Raw genomic sequence first — 15,493 nt, 5'->3', positions numbered from 1 at the left:
ATGAAGGCTGCCAAGGCGCTTCACCACCCGCCGCACCTCTGCTACAGGCCGCCCCCATGCTTAATCTGAACGGTATCACCGTGCGCCTGGGCGGCCGCACCATCCTCGACCGCGCCAGCGCCGCGCTGCCGCCGCGCAGCCGCGTGGGCCTGATCGGCCGCAACGGCGCGGGCAAATCCACATTGATGAAGGTGATGATCGGGCAGCTCGACCCCGATGAGGGCAGCTGCGACATGCCGCGCGACACGCGCCTTGGCTATATCGCGCAGGAAGCGCCGTCGGGCACCGCCACCCCGTTCGACACCGTGTTGGCCGCTGACAAGGAGCGCGCCGCCCTGATGGCGGAGGCGGAGCATACCGAAGACCCCGATCGCCTGGGCCATATCTATGAGCGGCTGACGACGATCGACGCCTATACTGCGCCTGCCCGCGCCGCCCGCATCCTCGTCGGCCTCGGCTTTGACGAAGAGATGCAGGGGCGTCCGCTCGACAGCTATTCGGGCGGCTGGAAGATGCGCGTGGCGCTTGCCGCTTTGCTCTTTTCCGAACCTGACCTGCTGCTGCTCGACGAACCGTCGAACCACCTCGACCTCGAAGCGACGCTCTGGCTGGAAAATTTCCTGAAGGCCTATCGCGGCACGGTGGTCGTCATCAGCCACGAACGCGATCTGCTCAACAATGTGGTCGACTATATCCTCCATCTGGAAGGGGGGAAGGTCACCCTTTATCCGGGCGGTTACGACGCGTTCGAACGGCAGCGCGCCGAACGGCTTGCCCAGCAGGAAGCGGCCCGCGCCAAGCAGGCGGCGGAACGGGAGAAGTTGCAGGACTATGTCGCTCGCAACTCGGCCCGCGCCTCGACCGCGAAACAGGCCCAGTCCCGTGCCAAGGCGCTGGCCAAGATGCAGCCCATCGCCGCCGCGATCGAAGACCCGACGCTGCATTTCGGTTTCCCAAGTCCTGCCGAACTGCGCCCGCCGCTGATCACCATGGACATGGCGTCGGTGGGCTATACCGAAACGCCGATCCTGCGCCGCATCAACCTGCGCATCGACCCGGACGACCGGTTGGCGCTGCTGGGCCGCAACGGCAACGGCAAGACGACGCTGGCCCGCCTGATCGCCGCGCAGCTGAAACCGATGGAAGGCGACATGGCCTCCAGCCCCAAGATGAATGTCGGCTATTTCACCCAATATCAGGTGGAGGAACTGGACGTCACCGACACGCCGCTGGAACATATGACCCGCGTGATGAAGGGGGCGACCCCCGGCGCGGTGCGGGGGCAGCTGGGGCGCTTCGGCTTTTCGGGCGAGCGGGCGACGCAGAAGGTCGGCAGCATGTCGGGCGGCGAGCGCGCGCGGCTGGCGCTGGCGCTCATCACCCGCGACGCGCCGCATCTGCTGATCCTCGACGAACCGACCAACCACCTCGACGTCGACAGCCGCGAGGCGCTGGTTCAGGCGCTGAACGAATATTCGGGCGCGGTGGTGATCGTGTCGCACGACCGGCACATGATCGAACTGGTCGCCGATCGTCTGGTGCTGGTCGATAATGGCACCGCCCAGCCGTTCGACGGGTCTCTGGACGATTATACCGACATCATCCTGCGCAAGGCGGACGGCAATCCGTCGGGTGGCGACGCGCCCAAGGTGGATCGCAAGGCGGACAAGAAAGCCGCCGCCGAATGGCGCGAAAAGCAGAAGGTGCTGAAAAATGCCGTCAACAAGGCGGAACGGGAAATGACCGCGCTGTCCAGCGAACGCAGCCGGATCGACGCGCTGTTGTTCGATCCCAAGGCCGCGACCGGAGCGGAAGCGAAGCTGACGACGTCGCAACTGATGGTGAAGCGCGCCGAGGTGGAAAAGAAGCTGGAAGCCGCCGAAGAAGTGTGGATGGAAGCGACGGCGGCGCTGGAAGCGGGTTAGGTCTTGATTTCGTTCGTTTCGAGCGAAGTCTAGAAAAGGGAAGCGCAGTTCCGGACGCTTCCCGGCATGCTCGGAACCAACGCTCTCTGGTTAAAATACACGTTCCAACAGGACCAGCGTCGGATCGCCCTCGACCGCGCGGGCGCTGAACCCCATTTCGCGTTCCAGTGCGATGGCCGCGCGATTGTCGCGGCTTTCGATGGACTGGAGCCGGGCGATGCCCCAGCTTTTGGCCGCCTGCGCCATATGGTCGAGCAGGGTCCAGCCGATCCCCTTGCCCTTATGATCGGGCAGGATGGATATGGCGACTTCGCCGGTGCCGCCTTGCACGTCGGCGGCCAGCGTGGCGACGGCGATCACCTTATCCCCGCCCGGTGCGAAGGCGACGACGCTTTCATGCCGGTGATCGTCAAAGGCGGTGATGTCGTGCAGCTGCCCCGCGCTCAGCTGATGAACGGCGGACAGGAAACGGAAGCGCCGGTCTTCATCGGTGACGGCGGCGAAGAAATCGGCCAGCGCCGGTTCATCGTCATGGGTCGCGGTGCGGATGTCGATGCGGAATCCATAGCGGGTTTCAAGCGCGATCATCGGAAGATCCTTTGCGTCGGGGGGTGACGCCTCTATCGGATCGTGCGGCCGGCAAGCCTATAAGGACTTTCCCTGATAAGGGACGTTCTTCAACGGCCCATCAGAATGAAGGGCGCCCAGATATAGGGCTGGCCAGCGTCCGGGCGCCCCGACGCCATCAGTTTCAGCATCGCCCGTTGCAGGGCGACGGCGCGGGGCAGGCCGCGCTTGGCGCCCTTGACCGTTTCCAGCGTGACGAAGGCGCTGGCATCGTCGCGCACCGGCCAGTGCGACACCAGCAGCGATCCCGCCCCGGCATAGCGGAAGGCCTGCGCCAGACCGGAATAGGCCGGGGCCTCCATCGCGCTGCCCGATGACGCGTCGCCTGCGGCGGTGTTGCAGGCGGACAGGATCACCCAGTCCGCACCGATCCGCATCGTCGCCACTTCCGATGCGGTCAGCAGGCCATCGTCATCCGCCGTCGCGGCATCGGGCGGCGACAGCAGCAGCGCGGGTTCGGTCACGCCCTCCATTTCCCCGCTGACAAGGCCATGGGTCGCGAACAGGATGACGCCATAGCGGGACAGATCCTGCTGGCGGACCGCGCGTTCGCTGGCGTCGGCGCCGATCAGCAGGGTGGAGCGTGCCGGGCCGAAACGGCGGGCCACCGCCTGAAGTTCCGCCTTCGAACCCGGCAGGGGCGGCAGCTGGGACAGGGCCTGCACGTCGATGCCGCCATTGCGGCTATGGGGACTGGCGGCGGTCCCATCGCCGCCGCGCTGCACCGTTGCAGGCTGGATCGCGGCGAAGCCCTGCGGCGCGCCGATGCCCAGGAAAAGCGGACTGCCCGATGCGATCATCGGCTTGCGGGCGGTGACGGTGGCAAAGCCGGGCTGCACCTCTATGGCGAAACGGCGGATCAGCCAGGCCGTGTCCCGCGACGGGGTGATTGCCGGTCGTTCCAGCAGCATGGAGAAGGGCAGGGAGGCAAAAGCGCCGGTGGGCACGATGCGCAGGCTGCGCGCATTCCCCAGTGCGGACAGGATGGCGGGCGTGAAAATCTGGCCATAGAGGCTATGCGCGCTGGCCTGATCGAAACCCATCGGCGTCATCGATGCGCGCAGTTGCGCGACCATCGCCACCATCGCCGTCCGGTCCATGGCCGCGCGTTCGATATGGGTGGCGTCCTTTCCGATCGCGAGCAGATAGACGCCGTCAAAGGCGGGCATGACCGCCAGCAGGGCTTCGCCGTGGGCAAGGCCCGCGCGCAGCGCGTCAAGGTCCGGCCGTTCGCCGCCATGGGTTTCGACCCATCGGGGATAGTCGCGCGCAATCGCATCGCGTTCGGCTTCGACCGATGCGGCGACGCGCGATCGTTCGGCCCGCGCCGGAGCAACGCCGTCGTCGGTTGCCAGCGCCCTGAGCAGGCGGCTGTCGGCGGCCTGTAGCGCCTTCGTCCGGTCCTGAAGCCCGCGCACCCGCGCCGCCAGCACGGGATCGGCGACCATCCGCTGCGCCACCAGCCGGTTTGCCTGCGCGATGCGCGACCCGGCCAATATGGCCATGGCGTCCAGCGCCAGCGGCGCATCGCGCAATTGCGCGGCGGTGGCGAGTATCATGTCGAGCGACACCCGCTGGTCCTCGTTCAGTTCGCCGTCCGCATGGATGTCCGCCCCGTTGCGCAGCAGTTCGACCAGCTGATGCGCGGTGCCCGACAGCGCCATGTCATCCCCATGGCTCCATGCATTCAGCATCGCGGCCTGCGCCAGCGGGACGGCAGGCGCATTGTCGAGCTGGCGGGTTTCCGCGACGAAGGTTTCGGCGGCGGTCCGGGCTTCATCATCGCGGTTGCTGGCGATCAGCGCGGGGATCAGGAAGGGATAGACGCGCTGGCCGATGTCCCGGTCCTTGTCCGACCCGGCATGCACGCGCGCCAGTGCCGTCTGCAACCGGTCGATGGCGTCGCTGCGCCGTCCTTCCGCCAGCGCGGCGGAGGCGGCGAAAGCGAGCGCGCGCGCCGACTGCGGGCTATTTTCGCCCTCCAGCGCGCGGAAACCGCGCTCCGCCTCCATGAACAGCGGTTCGGCGTCGGCATAACGTTCCAGCGGCAGCAGCACCGTGCCCATATTTTGCAGGGCGAAATGGAAATAGAGGCTGTCGGTGCCCACCGTCTCCCGCTTGATGGCGATGGCGCGTTTCAGATAATCCAGCCCTTCGTTACGGCGGCCGGTGCGCGACAGGAGCAGGCCCAGCGCTTCGAGCGCGCGGGCATAGCTGGGATGTTTGCGGTCGACATGGTCGGTGGCGATTTCCACGGCCAGCCGCGCATATTTTTCCGCCTCCGCATCGCGATCGGCGCGGGCGAGCATCTGGGCATAGCTGTAATAGGAACCGATCGTGTCCGGGCTGTTGGGCCCGGCAGCGATGATCCGCGCTTCCATGCTGGCCTTCTGCGCATCCACCGCTTCATCGTTGCGGCCAAGGCGGGTCAGCGCCTGCGCATGGGAAAAGGCGATGTTGGATCGCAGCATCTGCGTCGATCCATCCTGCTGGTCGGGCGGGGTGCGGGCGATATAATCGTCCATGTAACTGCTGGCCTGCGCCAGCGTGTCGGCCGCGCCGGTGACGTCGCCTAACGCCGCCTGAATGAACCCCTTGATCGACAGGCCCTGCATCCATGCCACCGGATAGGCATCGGGAAAGGGCGCCAGCAGCGCCAGCCCGTCGCGCGACCGGGCGAGGGCATCGGTATTCCTGCCGTCGATCTGATCCATCGAAGACAGGTTGATGAGCGCCACGCCAGCCAGCGGATGGGGCCTGCCACCCACCGTCACCTTCATCGCGGCGGCGTGCAGGCGTTGCCAGGCGTCGCGCGTTTTTTGCGACATGGACAGGGCATAATCGTCGCTGTTGAACAGGTCGGACGCCCGCGTTTCCAGCGCATAAAGCCGCCCATAGGCCGGGTCGGTCACCGAAAAACCGGGCGGCGGCGCGGCCAGGACGACGTTTGCCGGGGCGGCGAACAGGAACAGGACGGTCGGCAGATATGCAGACAGTCGCAATGTCGTTCCCCCGGTTGATCGCCCTGACGCCAGTTCTGGGTCCGGGTTTACGCGTCAAGGCTGCTGCGCGTCCATACCCATCAGGATAATGGCAAACGCCAGTCCCAGCGCAGCGGATCGCCGTCCATCACCTCCACGCCGCGCGCGATGAGCGCGTCGCGAATCTCGTCCGACAGGGCGAAATCCTTTTCCGCGCGGGCGACGGTGCGGCGTTCGAGGTCAGCCTCGATCTCTTCCGGCGTGATCTGCGCATCCTTGGGCTGGATACGCAGGTCGGCGCGGGTCAACGTCAGCAGGTTGAGGCCCAGCGCAGCATCGAAGGCGGCGATCAGGCAGAGCTTTTCGTCCACCGGCACCTTCTTCATCGCGATGACTTCTTCCAGCAGCGGCAGGGCGCGCGGCGTCATCAGATCATCGGCGATGGCGGCGTCGAACTGTTCCAGCAGCGGCGTCAGCCTGGGGTGCAGATTGGCGCGCAGATAGTCGAGGCGCGGCGATTGCCACGTCACGCCTTCGGCGCGGGCCTTCAGCCCCTCGACACCCATGACCAGCCGTTTCAGCCGGGTGAGGGCGGCGGCCAGATTGTCGGCGCTGAATTCCAGTTCCGACCGGTAATGCGCGCCAAGGCACAGCAGGCGATAGGCGATGGGATGGACCCCCGCGTCGATCAGGCTGAACAGCGTGGTGAAGCCGCCCTTCGACTTCGACATCTTCCCCTGACGGTCCACGAGGAAATTATTGTGCATCCACCAGCGTGCGCCGGTGAAACCCGCCGCCGCTGCGCCTGGATCGCCGCAGCAGGCATGGAAGGCCTGATTCTGGGCGATTTCATTGGGGTGATGGATTTCGCGATGGTCGATGCCGCCGGTGTGGATGTCGAACGGCTGGCCAAGGCGGGCCTGTGACATGACCGAACATTCCAGATGCCAGCCCGGTGCGCCCTTGCCCCATGGGCTGTCCCATTCCATCTGCCGCTGTTCGCCCGGCGGCGACTTGCGCCAGATGGCGAAGTCGGACGGGTTGCGCTTGCCAGCGACCGGATCGATCCGGGCGTGGGCCGCGTCGTCGCGCCCACCGGCCAGAGCGCCATAATCGGGTACGCTGCTGCTGTCGAAATACAGGCCGCTGTCCAGTTCATAGCAATGGTCGGGCGCGATCTTTTCCGCAAAGGCGATCATCTGCGGCACATAATCGGTGGCAACCGTCCATTCGCTGGGCGCGATGATGTTGAGATCGGCGATGTTCGATTTGAATGCGTCGGTATAATGGGCCGCGATGTCCCAGATGCTTTTCGCGCTGGCGCGGGCGGCGGCCTCCATCTTGTCATCACCGGCGTCCGCGTCGCTGGTCAGGTGGCCGACATCGGTGATGTTGATGATGTGGGTGACGGCCAGCCCCTTCCACAACAGGGTCCGGCGCAGCGTGTCGGTAAAGACATAGGCGCGCAGATTGCCGATATGGGCATAATTATAGACGGTCGGGCCGCAGCTATAGACCCGTGCATGATGGCCATCGACCGGCGCGAAAGCGTCGACCGTGCGGGTCAGGCTGTTGAACAGGCGCAGCGGCGCGGGGATATGCTGATCGTCGGACATGGTGGCCAGCCATGTCGTGAAGCGGGGCGGGGGTCAACCGGGCGTGACGGGCAGCGGCAAACTTCTCTAAATTCGCGCATGTTGCGCATGGCGAGTTTGCGCCGAAAGTTTCGGCCCCGGACCGTTGGATCATGGGTATGCGGAACCGACGATGGGAAGGAGCAGGCGGCATCCTATGCGCGGCGGCGGCTGTAGGACAGGGCGATCGGGCAACGGGACAACCGGGCGGCGGCGCGCGGCGGAACCGGCGACAATTGTAATAATTTGTTGCAGGCGGGCCGATCCCTTGCAGGTAGGCGTTACCCCACCGATATTGCTGATGCGGGCCGGGCCCCTCTGGCGACACGGATCATCCCCCCTTTGATCCTGTCGCGATGTCGGACCGCATCGGGTGCGCCCGGTGCTGGTTTTGCGGTGATTTGCCCCCTCTCGTTGCCGCAGGAGACCGCACCGGGCCACTCGAACCAACTTTTGATGGAGTGAGTGAAACCCATGAATAATCCCGTTCGCATGCCGGGCTATGGCGCCAGCCGGTCGGTCGATACCGATGCCGGTCTGCGCGCGCATATGCTGGGCGTTTTCCGCAATATGGGTATCGGGCTGGTCATCACCGGCATCGTCGCCTTTGCGATCGCCAGCACCCCGCCGCTGGCCGCCGCGATTTTCGGCACGCCGCTCAAATGGGTGGCGATCTTCGCGCCGTTGGCCTTCGTCTTTTTCTTCAGCTTCCGCATCGACAAGATGACCACGGCTGGCGCGCGCATGGCCTTCTGGGCCTTTTCCGCGGTCATGGGCGTGTCGATGGCCAGCCTCTTTCTGGTCTTCACCGGCGGCAGCATCGCGCAGGCCTTTTTCTCGGCCGCCGTCATGTTCCTCGCCATGGCGCTGTGGGGCTATACCACCCAGCGCGACCTGACGAAGATGGGCAGCTTCCTGATCATGGGCCTGATCGGCATATTGGTCGCCAGCCTGATCAACATCTTCATCGGTTCGTCGATGATGGCGATGGTCGTTTCGATCCTGGCCGTGGTGATCTTCACGGGCCTCACCGCCTGGGACGTGCAGCGCATCAAGTCGGAATATTTCTATTATGCGGGGACGCAGGTCGCCGAAAAGATGCAGGTGATGGGCGCGCTGTCGCTGTACCTCAACTTCGTCAACCTGTTCCAGGCGCTGCTCAGCCTGACGGGCGAACGCGAATAATGCGCGATCCGGCACAGGTGTCGGCGATGCTCTGTCCGGTCTGTCATGTCGGATTGGCGATGACGGACCGGCAGGGGGTCGAAATAGATTATTGCCCGCAATGCCGGGGCGTGTGGCTGGACCGGGGTGAACTGGACAAGATCATCGAACGGTCGGGACAGGCCAGCGCGTCTGCTCCACAGCCCGCCCCCTTCGCCCAGCAAAGCTACCGCCCGGACCGCGAGTATCGCGATGACGGGCGAGGCTATCCCCACAAGAAACGCAAGAAGAGCTTTCTGGAAGAGCTGTTCGATTGAGAGAAAGGCCGGTTCCGTGGAGGGACCGGCCTTTTTCGGTCGGTGCTATGGCAGGATCTTGCCAGCCGTCATCCGGGGCAGATGACTTGACGATGCCCTAACCCAATAGCCGTTTCAGCCATGTATCGACGATCGCCGTGCCGGGATAACCGGGGTCGCCCATCGACCGGTTGATCTGCATATGCCCGCGCAGGCCGCGTCCTTCCAGTGCGTGGACTTCGGCAGGGGTGCCAGCCGCGTTCAGTGCGGCGGCCAGCGCGTGGGATTGCGCCGTGCCATCGGCCCGGTCGACATGCAGGATCAGGAAGGACGGGGCATTGGGCTTTGCCGCCTGCATGGTCGGCGACAGGGCTGTCTGCCGCGCGGGATCGGTGCCGAACGCCTGCTCATAAGTGCCCGCCATGACGCGCCCGCTGTCCTGCATCTGCCGCGCGACGTCATAGGCCGCGCCGTCCAGCGGGATGACGCCCTTCACCGCGTCGGGGCGCAGTCCCGCTTTTTCGAAATAGCGCATGTCGGTGCCGACCAGCGCCACCAGATGGGCGCCCGCGCTGTGGCCCATCAGTATGATGCGGTCGGGATCGAAGCCGAGCGTTCCCGCCCTGCCGCGCAGATGGGCGATCGCGTCGGCCACATCCTGCGCCTGTTGTTCGACCGTGGCGTCGGGCACCAGCCGGTAATCGATCGACGCGAAGGCATAGCCAAGGCGGGTGAAGTGATCGACCTTTGCCGCGCCGGTCGCATTGTCCTTGCTGCCGCGTTTCCATCCGCCGCCATGGACGAAGATGATGAGCGGCGGCTTCGCGCCCTTGCCCGGCCAATAGTCCAGCGCCTGCAACGGATCCTTGCCATAGGCGATAGCCTGACCATTTGGAGCCTGTCCGCCCGGCGCGCGCTGCTGTCCATCTGCCATGCGCGCGCGCCAGCGTTCGCGCCAAGTCTGCGCGTCGGCGATCCCGGCGACCAGCAGGGCGGGGATCAACAGCAGGGACAATCGTGGGCGCATCATGCAAATCCTCTTCATGTCCATGATCGTCCCGCCGCAGGCCGCCGTAAAGCCACGCAGCTGTATCAAAGTGTAAGGGCGCTCCCGCCTTGACGCGCCGCGCGCAGGAGGGTAACGCGCGCCCCGCATAGGGTGCCCCGTCGGAATCGGCGCGCCCGTCCTATCCCACCGGCATGTCGAGTCCCGTCGAAGGGCATGGCCGGTCCGCGCGGCGGGCGGAGGAGTGTATCCATGGCAAATGTAACCGTGATCGGCGCCCAGTGGGGTGACGAAGGCAAGGGCAAGATCGTCGACTGGCTGTCGGAACGCGCCGATGTCGTCGCGCGCTTTCAGGGCGGGCACAATGCCGGCCACACGCTGGTGGTGGGTGAGAAGGTCTATAAGCTGTCGCTGCTGCCGTCGGGCATCGTGCGCGGCACATTGTCGGTGATCGGCAATGGCGTGGTGCTGGACCCGTGGCATTTCCGCGACGAAGTCGCCAAGCTCAAGGGGCAGGGTGTTGAAATCACGCCGGAAAACCTTCAGATCGCCGAAACCTGTCCGTTGATTCTGCCCTTCCACCGCGACCTTGACGGCCTGCGCGAAGATGCGAGCGGCGCGGGCAAGATCGGCACCACCCGCCGCGGCATCGGCCCGGCCTATGAGGACAAGGTCGGCCGCCGCGCCATCCGCGTGTGCGACCTTGCCCATCTGGACGATCTCGACCTGCAGATCGATCGCCTGACCGCCCATCACGACGCGCTGCGCGCCGGGTTTGGCGAAGCGCCGATCGACCGGGCGCAGCTGATGGCGGACCTGACCGAGATTGCCGCGTTCATCCTGCCCTTCGTCAAGCCGGTCTGGCTGACCCTCAACAAGGCGAAGGCGGCGGGTCAGCGCATTCTGTTCGAAGGCGCGCAGGGCACGTTGCTCGACATCGATCATGGCACCTATCCCTTCGTCACCTCCTCCAACACGGTGGCGGGTACGGCGGCGAGCGGCACGGGGCTTGGCCCCAATGCCGCCGGGTTCGTGCTGGGCATCGTCAAGGCCTATACCACGCGCGTAGGTTCCGGCCCGTTCCCCAGCGAGCAGGACAATGACATCGGCCAGCGTCTGGGCGAGCGGGGGCATGAATTCGGCACCGTCACCGGGCGCAAGCGCCGTTGCGGCTGGTTCGACGCGGTGCTGGTGCGTCAGTCGGTCGCCGTGTCGGGCGTGACCGGCATTGCGCTGACCAAGCTGGACGTGCTGGACGGGTTCGACACGCTGAAAATCTGCGTCGGTTATCGGATCGGCGACCAGACGTTCGACTATCTGCCCGCCCATGCGCAGGATCAGGCGAAGGCGGAGCCGATCTACGAGGATATCGAAGGCTGGCAGGACACGACGGCGGGCGCGCGCAGCTGGGCCGAACTGCCCGCGCAGGCGATCAAATATATCCGCCGGATCGAGGAACTGATCGGCTGCCCGGTCACGCTGGTGTCGACGTCGCCCGAACGCGACGACACCATCCTCGTCCGCGATCCCTTCGCGGATTGAATTTTTGGAGCTTCAGCTTAGCTGAAGCCGATCGGAACCGGCCCGCTCCCCACCCGGCCACCCCGAAGATACTGCCGTTGGGTGGCCGGGTGGGGGAGCGGGCCGGTGCGGTTCTTTCACAAAGGAAATGCGATGGCCGGAGATCGTTTCGAGCGCCACAAGCAGCCCTGGACCCAGGATGAGATCCAGAAGCTGCATACGCTGGCGAAGAAGGGGATGGCATTGAAGGCCATCGCCAAGGCGCTGACCCGCAGCGAGGAATCGACCAAGGCGCGCGCCAAGGAAGACGGGCTGAACATCGCGAAACTGCGTTAAAGAATTGAAAAGCCGGGCGGAAACATCCGGCCTTTCATCATTCCGGTGCGACCCGTTTCACCGGCAGGATGGTGCCATCCTTCGCATAGGATAAAGGCGCAATGGTGATGGAGCGGCGATGATCGCCGCCGCCGGGCAGCAGATTGTCATGGTAGAAGAGCCAGCTTCTGCCGCCCTGCTCCACGATCGCCTGATGATTGGTGGAAATCGGCAGATAGTCGAGGATCACGCCGCGATAGGCGAACGGTCCCATGGGCAATTTAGCCGTGCCATAGACGATCTGTCCCGGCCACCCGGTCGAAAAGCTGAAATAATACAGCCCCTCATGCGCGTGGAGGAAGGGCGCTTCGCCATATTTCTTTTTCGCGTCCCCGGACGGAAAGCCGGTGATGGCGACATCCATGATCGGGCCGTCGGTGTGGATCATATCCTTTTTCAGGCGCACGACCTTTGGCACGCGGGTGCCGAAATAGAGATAGGCCTGACCGTCGCCGTCCACGAATATGGCAGGATCGATCGGTTCTGCGCCTGCATTGGCGTCGCGCGCCTTGTCCACCAGCGCGTCGGTGCGCGCGTCCCTGAACGGTCCCTGCGGATGGTCGGCCACCGCGACGCCGATCTTGTCGCCGCCGATGGGGGCGTAGAAATAATATCTGCCGTCCCGCTCTATCGCTTCGGGCGCCCATGCCTTTGCATCGGCGCGCGCCCATTTGAAGGTCTTCACGTCCAGAAACGCGCCATCGTCGCGCCAGTCCACCAGATTGGTGGAGGTGTAGAGCCGCCAGCTTGTGCTGTCCCAATATGTCCCGCTGTTGGACCCGTCGTCCGTGGCGTAGAGATACCAGCGGCCGTTGAAATAATGGGGCGAGGGGTCGCCGTTGAAGCGCTGGCTGATCGGTTTGCCCGGTTGCAGCCCATTCGCGTCCTTGCCCGCATGGCCCATGCTGGCCATCATCAGCCCCGCCGCCGCCAGCAGCGCCATCCATCCCGTTTTCATGACACGCATCCTCTTGCTTCTGGAGAGGTGATGGATTGCCATGATGTGAAATGCAATCCCATGATATGGATTAACGCCAGCGCTGGTCGATCCATATCAAAGCATATCCGGCCATGACGAACCCGACGGCGATCATCAGCGCGTTGACCAGCACTTGCCCGATGCCAAGATTGGCGACGTTGATGAACGGATAGGCATAGCGTCCCTCCACCGCGCCGCGCAGCAGGGCATAGGGCAGATATATGGCCGGAAACAGCGCCCATCGCCACGGATCGCGGGGAGCAAGCCGTCCCTTGCGCGCGAAGGCGATCCACCATAGCGGCACCAGCAACGGCGTGACCTTGTGCAGCAGCGCATCGGCCAGCAGCGCGCCGCCGCTCAGGGCCAGCATGCCGCGCAGCAACAGGCCATAGATGATCCCGACCAGCATGATGGACAGGAGCACGCCGCCGATCCGGCGCGGCGTCACATGGCGCCCGGCGGCGATGGCGGCAAAGGTCAGCGCGACCGCGATATTGGTCCAGATGGTGAAGTAACGCAGCAATATCCACAGCGTCGCGCCCGCCGATCCGGTCTGCTCCAGCGTCGCGGCATATTGCACCGACAGGCCCGCCATGGCGGCCAGCGCGACGATGGCGGCCGCGATCCGCGCGATCATGACGATAGGGCCTTCCGCTCATCCTTCTCCCCCGCCGATATGACGGTGGCCGCCACCAGATCGCCGGTGACGTTGAGCGCGGTGCGGCACATGTCGAGGAAGCGATCGACCCCCAGCACCAGCCCGATCCCTTCGGGCGGCACGCCGACCATGCCCAATATCATCGCCACCACCGGCAGCGACCCGGCTGGCACGCCCGCCGTGCCGACGCCGCCCAATATGCATACGGCCATGACCATCAGCTGCTGCGCGATGGTCAGTTCCACGCCGAAGAACTGGGCGAGGAAGATGACGGTGATCCCTTCGAACATCGCCGTGCCATTCTGGTTCGCGGTCGCGCCGATGGTCAGGACGAAGCGCGATATGCGGCGGGGCAGGCGCAGATTATCCTCCGCCACGCGGATGGCGGTGGGCAGGGTGGCGTTGGACGATGCGGTGGCGAAGGCCATCACGCTGGCTTCCTGTACGGCGGCGAAGAAACGCAGCGGGGACCGCTTCGCCAGAAAGGCGATCAGCAGCGAATAGACGCCGAACATCTGGATCGCCAGCGCCAGCAGTACCACGCCGACATAGGCGGACAGGCGGACGAGCAGATCCCATCCGAACTGCGCGGCGAGGTTGAACATGAAGCAGGCGATGGCGAAGGGGGCGAGTCGAATGACGATGCCCATCAGCCGCATCGTGACGTCGAACAGGCCCTCCATGGCGCTGAGCAGCAGTTTCGATTGCTCCGTCTGCACCAGCACCAGTCCGATGCCGAAGAAGAGGGCGAACACCATTACCGCCAATATGTCGTTCCCGGCCATGGCGGCGATGATGTTGTCGGGGATGATCGCCAATACCGCCTCTACCCCGGTGGGCGCGTCGCCGCCCCGGCTGAGGATCGCCTTCGCGCCTTGCCCGGCGTCGGCCAGCAGCGCCTGCGCCTGCGCGGGATCGACCCCGGCGCCGGGGCGCAGCAGGTCGACCAGCAACAGGCTGATCAGCACGGCGATGCCGGACACGAAGATGGTGTAGATGAGCGTGCGCAGCCCCACCCGCCGCAATGATCGCAATTCGCCCATTTCCGCGATGCCCACGATCAGCGCGGACACTAGCAGCGGTATCACCAGCATGAACAGCAGGCGCAGGAATATCTGCCCGATCGGCCCGGTGACATAGGTGGTGACGGCATCGACCCATCGTGCATCGGGCGCGGTCATATATACGACAAGGCCCAGCACCAGCCCCGCGACGAACCCTGCCAGCATCTGCCATTGCAGCGAGAATGCGGCCTGTTTATCGCCCCCGTCCGGTTTGGCGTCACCAGGCGCGTCGGTCATGCTTCCTCCTGCTCGATTGTTGTCCAACGAGCCATGGATGCGCAGGTTGCAGTCGTAGCAATATTTCGTTTCGCTATGGCATCAAGGGAGCATAGCCGCGCCATTAGGCGTTGGCGCGGTTCACCATCAGGAGACTTTCATGATCGTCGATCCCGTTCCCAGCATGCGCCGCATCGCTTCCGAAGTGTGGAAGCCGCTGACGGTGCTGTTCGTCTGGGACTGTGCCGTCACGATTACCTATTATGTGTTGCCCTTCAAGGCGCCGTCGCTGCCGCTGACCATATTCGGTTCGGCGCTGGCGCTGTTTCTGGGCTTCCGGTCCAACAGCGCCTATCAGCGCTGGTGGGAAGCGCGCACCTTGTGGGGCGCGATGATCAACGCGTCGCGCAGCCTGTCGCGCGCGGCGCGCAATTTCCTGCCCGATCCGCAGGCCAAGGAAATGAAGCGCGAAATCGTCAAGCGCCAGATCGCCTATGTGAATGCGCTGCGGTTCCAGCTGCGCCGCCAGCCGATTGGCGAGGAAGTGACGAAATTTCTGATGGAGCGGGACAAGCAGCATGCGCTGGCCCGCACCAATCCGGCCAACGGCCTGTTGGACAGCACCGGCCGCCGCATCGACATCGCCCGGCAGGAAGGATGGATCGACACCATCCAGCAGGCGCAGATGGAACGGGTATTGGTGGACATCGCCAATGCGCAGGGGGGCATGGAGCGGATCAAGAATACGCCGCTGCCTTATCAATATCGTTTCCTGCCGACGGTGTTCACCCATCTGTTCTGCGTGCTGCTGCCCATTGGTCTGGTCGAATCGCTGGGTTTTGCGACGCCGCTGGGGTCCACGGTCGCGGGCCTGATGTTCATGGCGGTGCTGCGCATCGGCGACGATCTGACCGATCCCTTTGCCGACAGCGTGCATGACGTGCCGCTGACCGCCATGTGCCGAACGATCGAGATCGACCTGCTGCAATCGATCGGTGATGAAGCGCCCCCGCCGGTCCAGCCGGTGCGCGGCATCCTGTGGTAAAA

Annotated in this window: 13 protein-coding genes; 6 read left to right on the top strand and 7 right to left on the bottom strand. The window is 64.8% G+C overall.

All coding sequences use genetic code 11. From position 1 onward, the window contains the following. Positions 1–56: 56 nt before the first annotated feature. On the top strand, positions 57–1,925 hold the full coding sequence (locus tag ACOJSJ_RS12565; protein ID WP_420145322.1) for an ABC-F family ATP-binding cassette domain-containing protein: 1,869 nt from the start codon (positions 57–59) through the stop codon (positions 1,923–1,925). A 90-nt stretch (positions 1,926–2,015) separates the two neighbouring features. Here ACOJSJ_RS12565 and ACOJSJ_RS12560 read toward each other — a convergent pair whose 3' ends face one another. The 3 genes from ACOJSJ_RS12560 to cysS all read right to left on the bottom strand — a co-directional run bounded on the left by ACOJSJ_RS12560 (position 2,016) and on the right by cysS (position 7,149). Next, entirely contained in the window at positions 2,016–2,513 is a 498-nt protein-coding gene (locus ACOJSJ_RS12560) for a GNAT family N-acetyltransferase (RefSeq protein WP_420145321.1), read from the bottom strand. An 89-nt stretch (positions 2,514–2,602) separates the two neighbouring features. After that, the gene (locus tag ACOJSJ_RS12555; RefSeq protein ID WP_420145320.1) at positions 2,603–5,554 is read right to left on the bottom strand and encodes a CHAT domain-containing tetratricopeptide repeat protein; all 2,952 of its coding nucleotides are present in this window, start codon (positions 5,552–5,554) and stop codon (positions 2,603–2,605) included. 80 nt (positions 5,555–5,634) lie between these two features. Beyond that, positions 5,635–7,149 (bottom strand): cysteine--tRNA ligase, encoded by a 1,515-nt coding sequence (gene cysS, locus ACOJSJ_RS12550; RefSeq protein ID WP_420145319.1) that lies wholly within the window; start codon positions 7,147–7,149, stop codon positions 5,635–5,637. Positions 7,150–7,641: 492 nt separating this feature from the next. Here cysS and ACOJSJ_RS12545 point away from each other — a divergent pair, with 492 nt between their 5' ends. Further along, complete coding sequence (locus tag ACOJSJ_RS12545) at positions 7,642–8,352, top strand: Bax inhibitor-1/YccA family protein (RefSeq protein ID WP_420145318.1); 711 nt, start codon at positions 7,642–7,644, stop codon at positions 8,350–8,352. Next, positions 8,352–8,648 carry a zf-TFIIB domain-containing protein gene (locus tag ACOJSJ_RS12540; protein WP_420145317.1) on the top strand — a complete coding sequence of 99 codons (297 nt, stop codon included), beginning with the start codon at positions 8,352–8,354 and terminating at the stop codon, positions 8,646–8,648. The genes ACOJSJ_RS12545 and ACOJSJ_RS12540 overlap by 1 nt, the downstream gene beginning before the upstream one ends. 97 nt (positions 8,649–8,745) lie before the next feature. Here the strand turns inward: ACOJSJ_RS12540 and ACOJSJ_RS12535 are convergent, their stop codons facing one another. Next, positions 8,746–9,654 (bottom strand): alpha/beta fold hydrolase, encoded by a 909-nt coding sequence (locus tag ACOJSJ_RS12535; RefSeq protein WP_420145355.1) that lies wholly within the window; start codon positions 9,652–9,654, stop codon positions 8,746–8,748. Positions 9,655–9,885: 231 nt separating this feature from the next. Between ACOJSJ_RS12535 and ACOJSJ_RS12530 the strand changes: the two genes are divergently transcribed. Together ACOJSJ_RS12530 and ACOJSJ_RS12525 are read left to right on the top strand one after the other, a co-directional pair. Continuing rightward, positions 9,886–11,175, top strand: coding sequence for an adenylosuccinate synthase (locus tag ACOJSJ_RS12530; RefSeq protein ID WP_420145316.1), 1,290 nt, complete (start codon positions 9,886–9,888; stop codon positions 11,173–11,175). A 132-nt stretch (positions 11,176–11,307) separates the two neighbouring features. Further along, positions 11,308–11,490: a hypothetical protein gene (locus tag ACOJSJ_RS12525; protein ID WP_120251698.1), complete on the top strand. Its 183-nt coding sequence runs from the start codon at positions 11,308–11,310 to the stop codon at positions 11,488–11,490. A 37-nt stretch (positions 11,491–11,527) separates the two neighbouring features. On the opposite strand, the gene ACOJSJ_RS12520 is transcribed toward ACOJSJ_RS12525, so the two are convergent. The 3 genes from ACOJSJ_RS12520 to ACOJSJ_RS12510 all read right to left on the bottom strand — a co-directional run bounded on the left by ACOJSJ_RS12520 (position 11,528) and on the right by ACOJSJ_RS12510 (position 14,467). Beyond that, the gene (locus ACOJSJ_RS12520; protein WP_420145315.1) at positions 11,528–12,487 is read right to left on the bottom strand and encodes a family 43 glycosylhydrolase; all 960 of its coding nucleotides are present in this window, start codon (positions 12,485–12,487) and stop codon (positions 11,528–11,530) included. Positions 12,488–12,557: 70 nt separating this feature from the next. Continuing rightward, complete coding sequence (locus ACOJSJ_RS12515) at positions 12,558–13,145, bottom strand: Pr6Pr family membrane protein (protein WP_420145314.1); 588 nt, start codon at positions 13,143–13,145, stop codon at positions 12,558–12,560. Continuing rightward, entirely contained in the window at positions 13,142–14,467 is a 1,326-nt protein-coding gene (locus ACOJSJ_RS12510; protein WP_420145313.1) for a dicarboxylate/amino acid:cation symporter, read from the bottom strand. The genes ACOJSJ_RS12515 and ACOJSJ_RS12510 overlap by 4 nt, the downstream gene beginning before the upstream one ends. Positions 14,468–14,606: 139 nt before the next feature. Here ACOJSJ_RS12510 and ACOJSJ_RS12505 point away from each other — a divergent pair, with 139 nt between their 5' ends. Beyond that, a complete protein-coding gene (locus ACOJSJ_RS12505; RefSeq protein WP_420145312.1) occupies positions 14,607–15,491 on the top strand; it encodes a bestrophin family protein in 885 nt (294 codons plus the stop codon). Positions 15,492–15,493: the final 2 nt, after the last annotated feature.

The organism is Sphingobium sp. (assembly GCF_048594625.1).
Classification (GTDB): Bacteria; Pseudomonadota; Alphaproteobacteria; order Sphingomonadales; family Sphingomonadaceae; genus Sphingobium.
The sequence above is the reverse complement of the archived record's forward strand: the minus strand, read 5'-3'. Positions and strand labels throughout refer to the sequence as shown.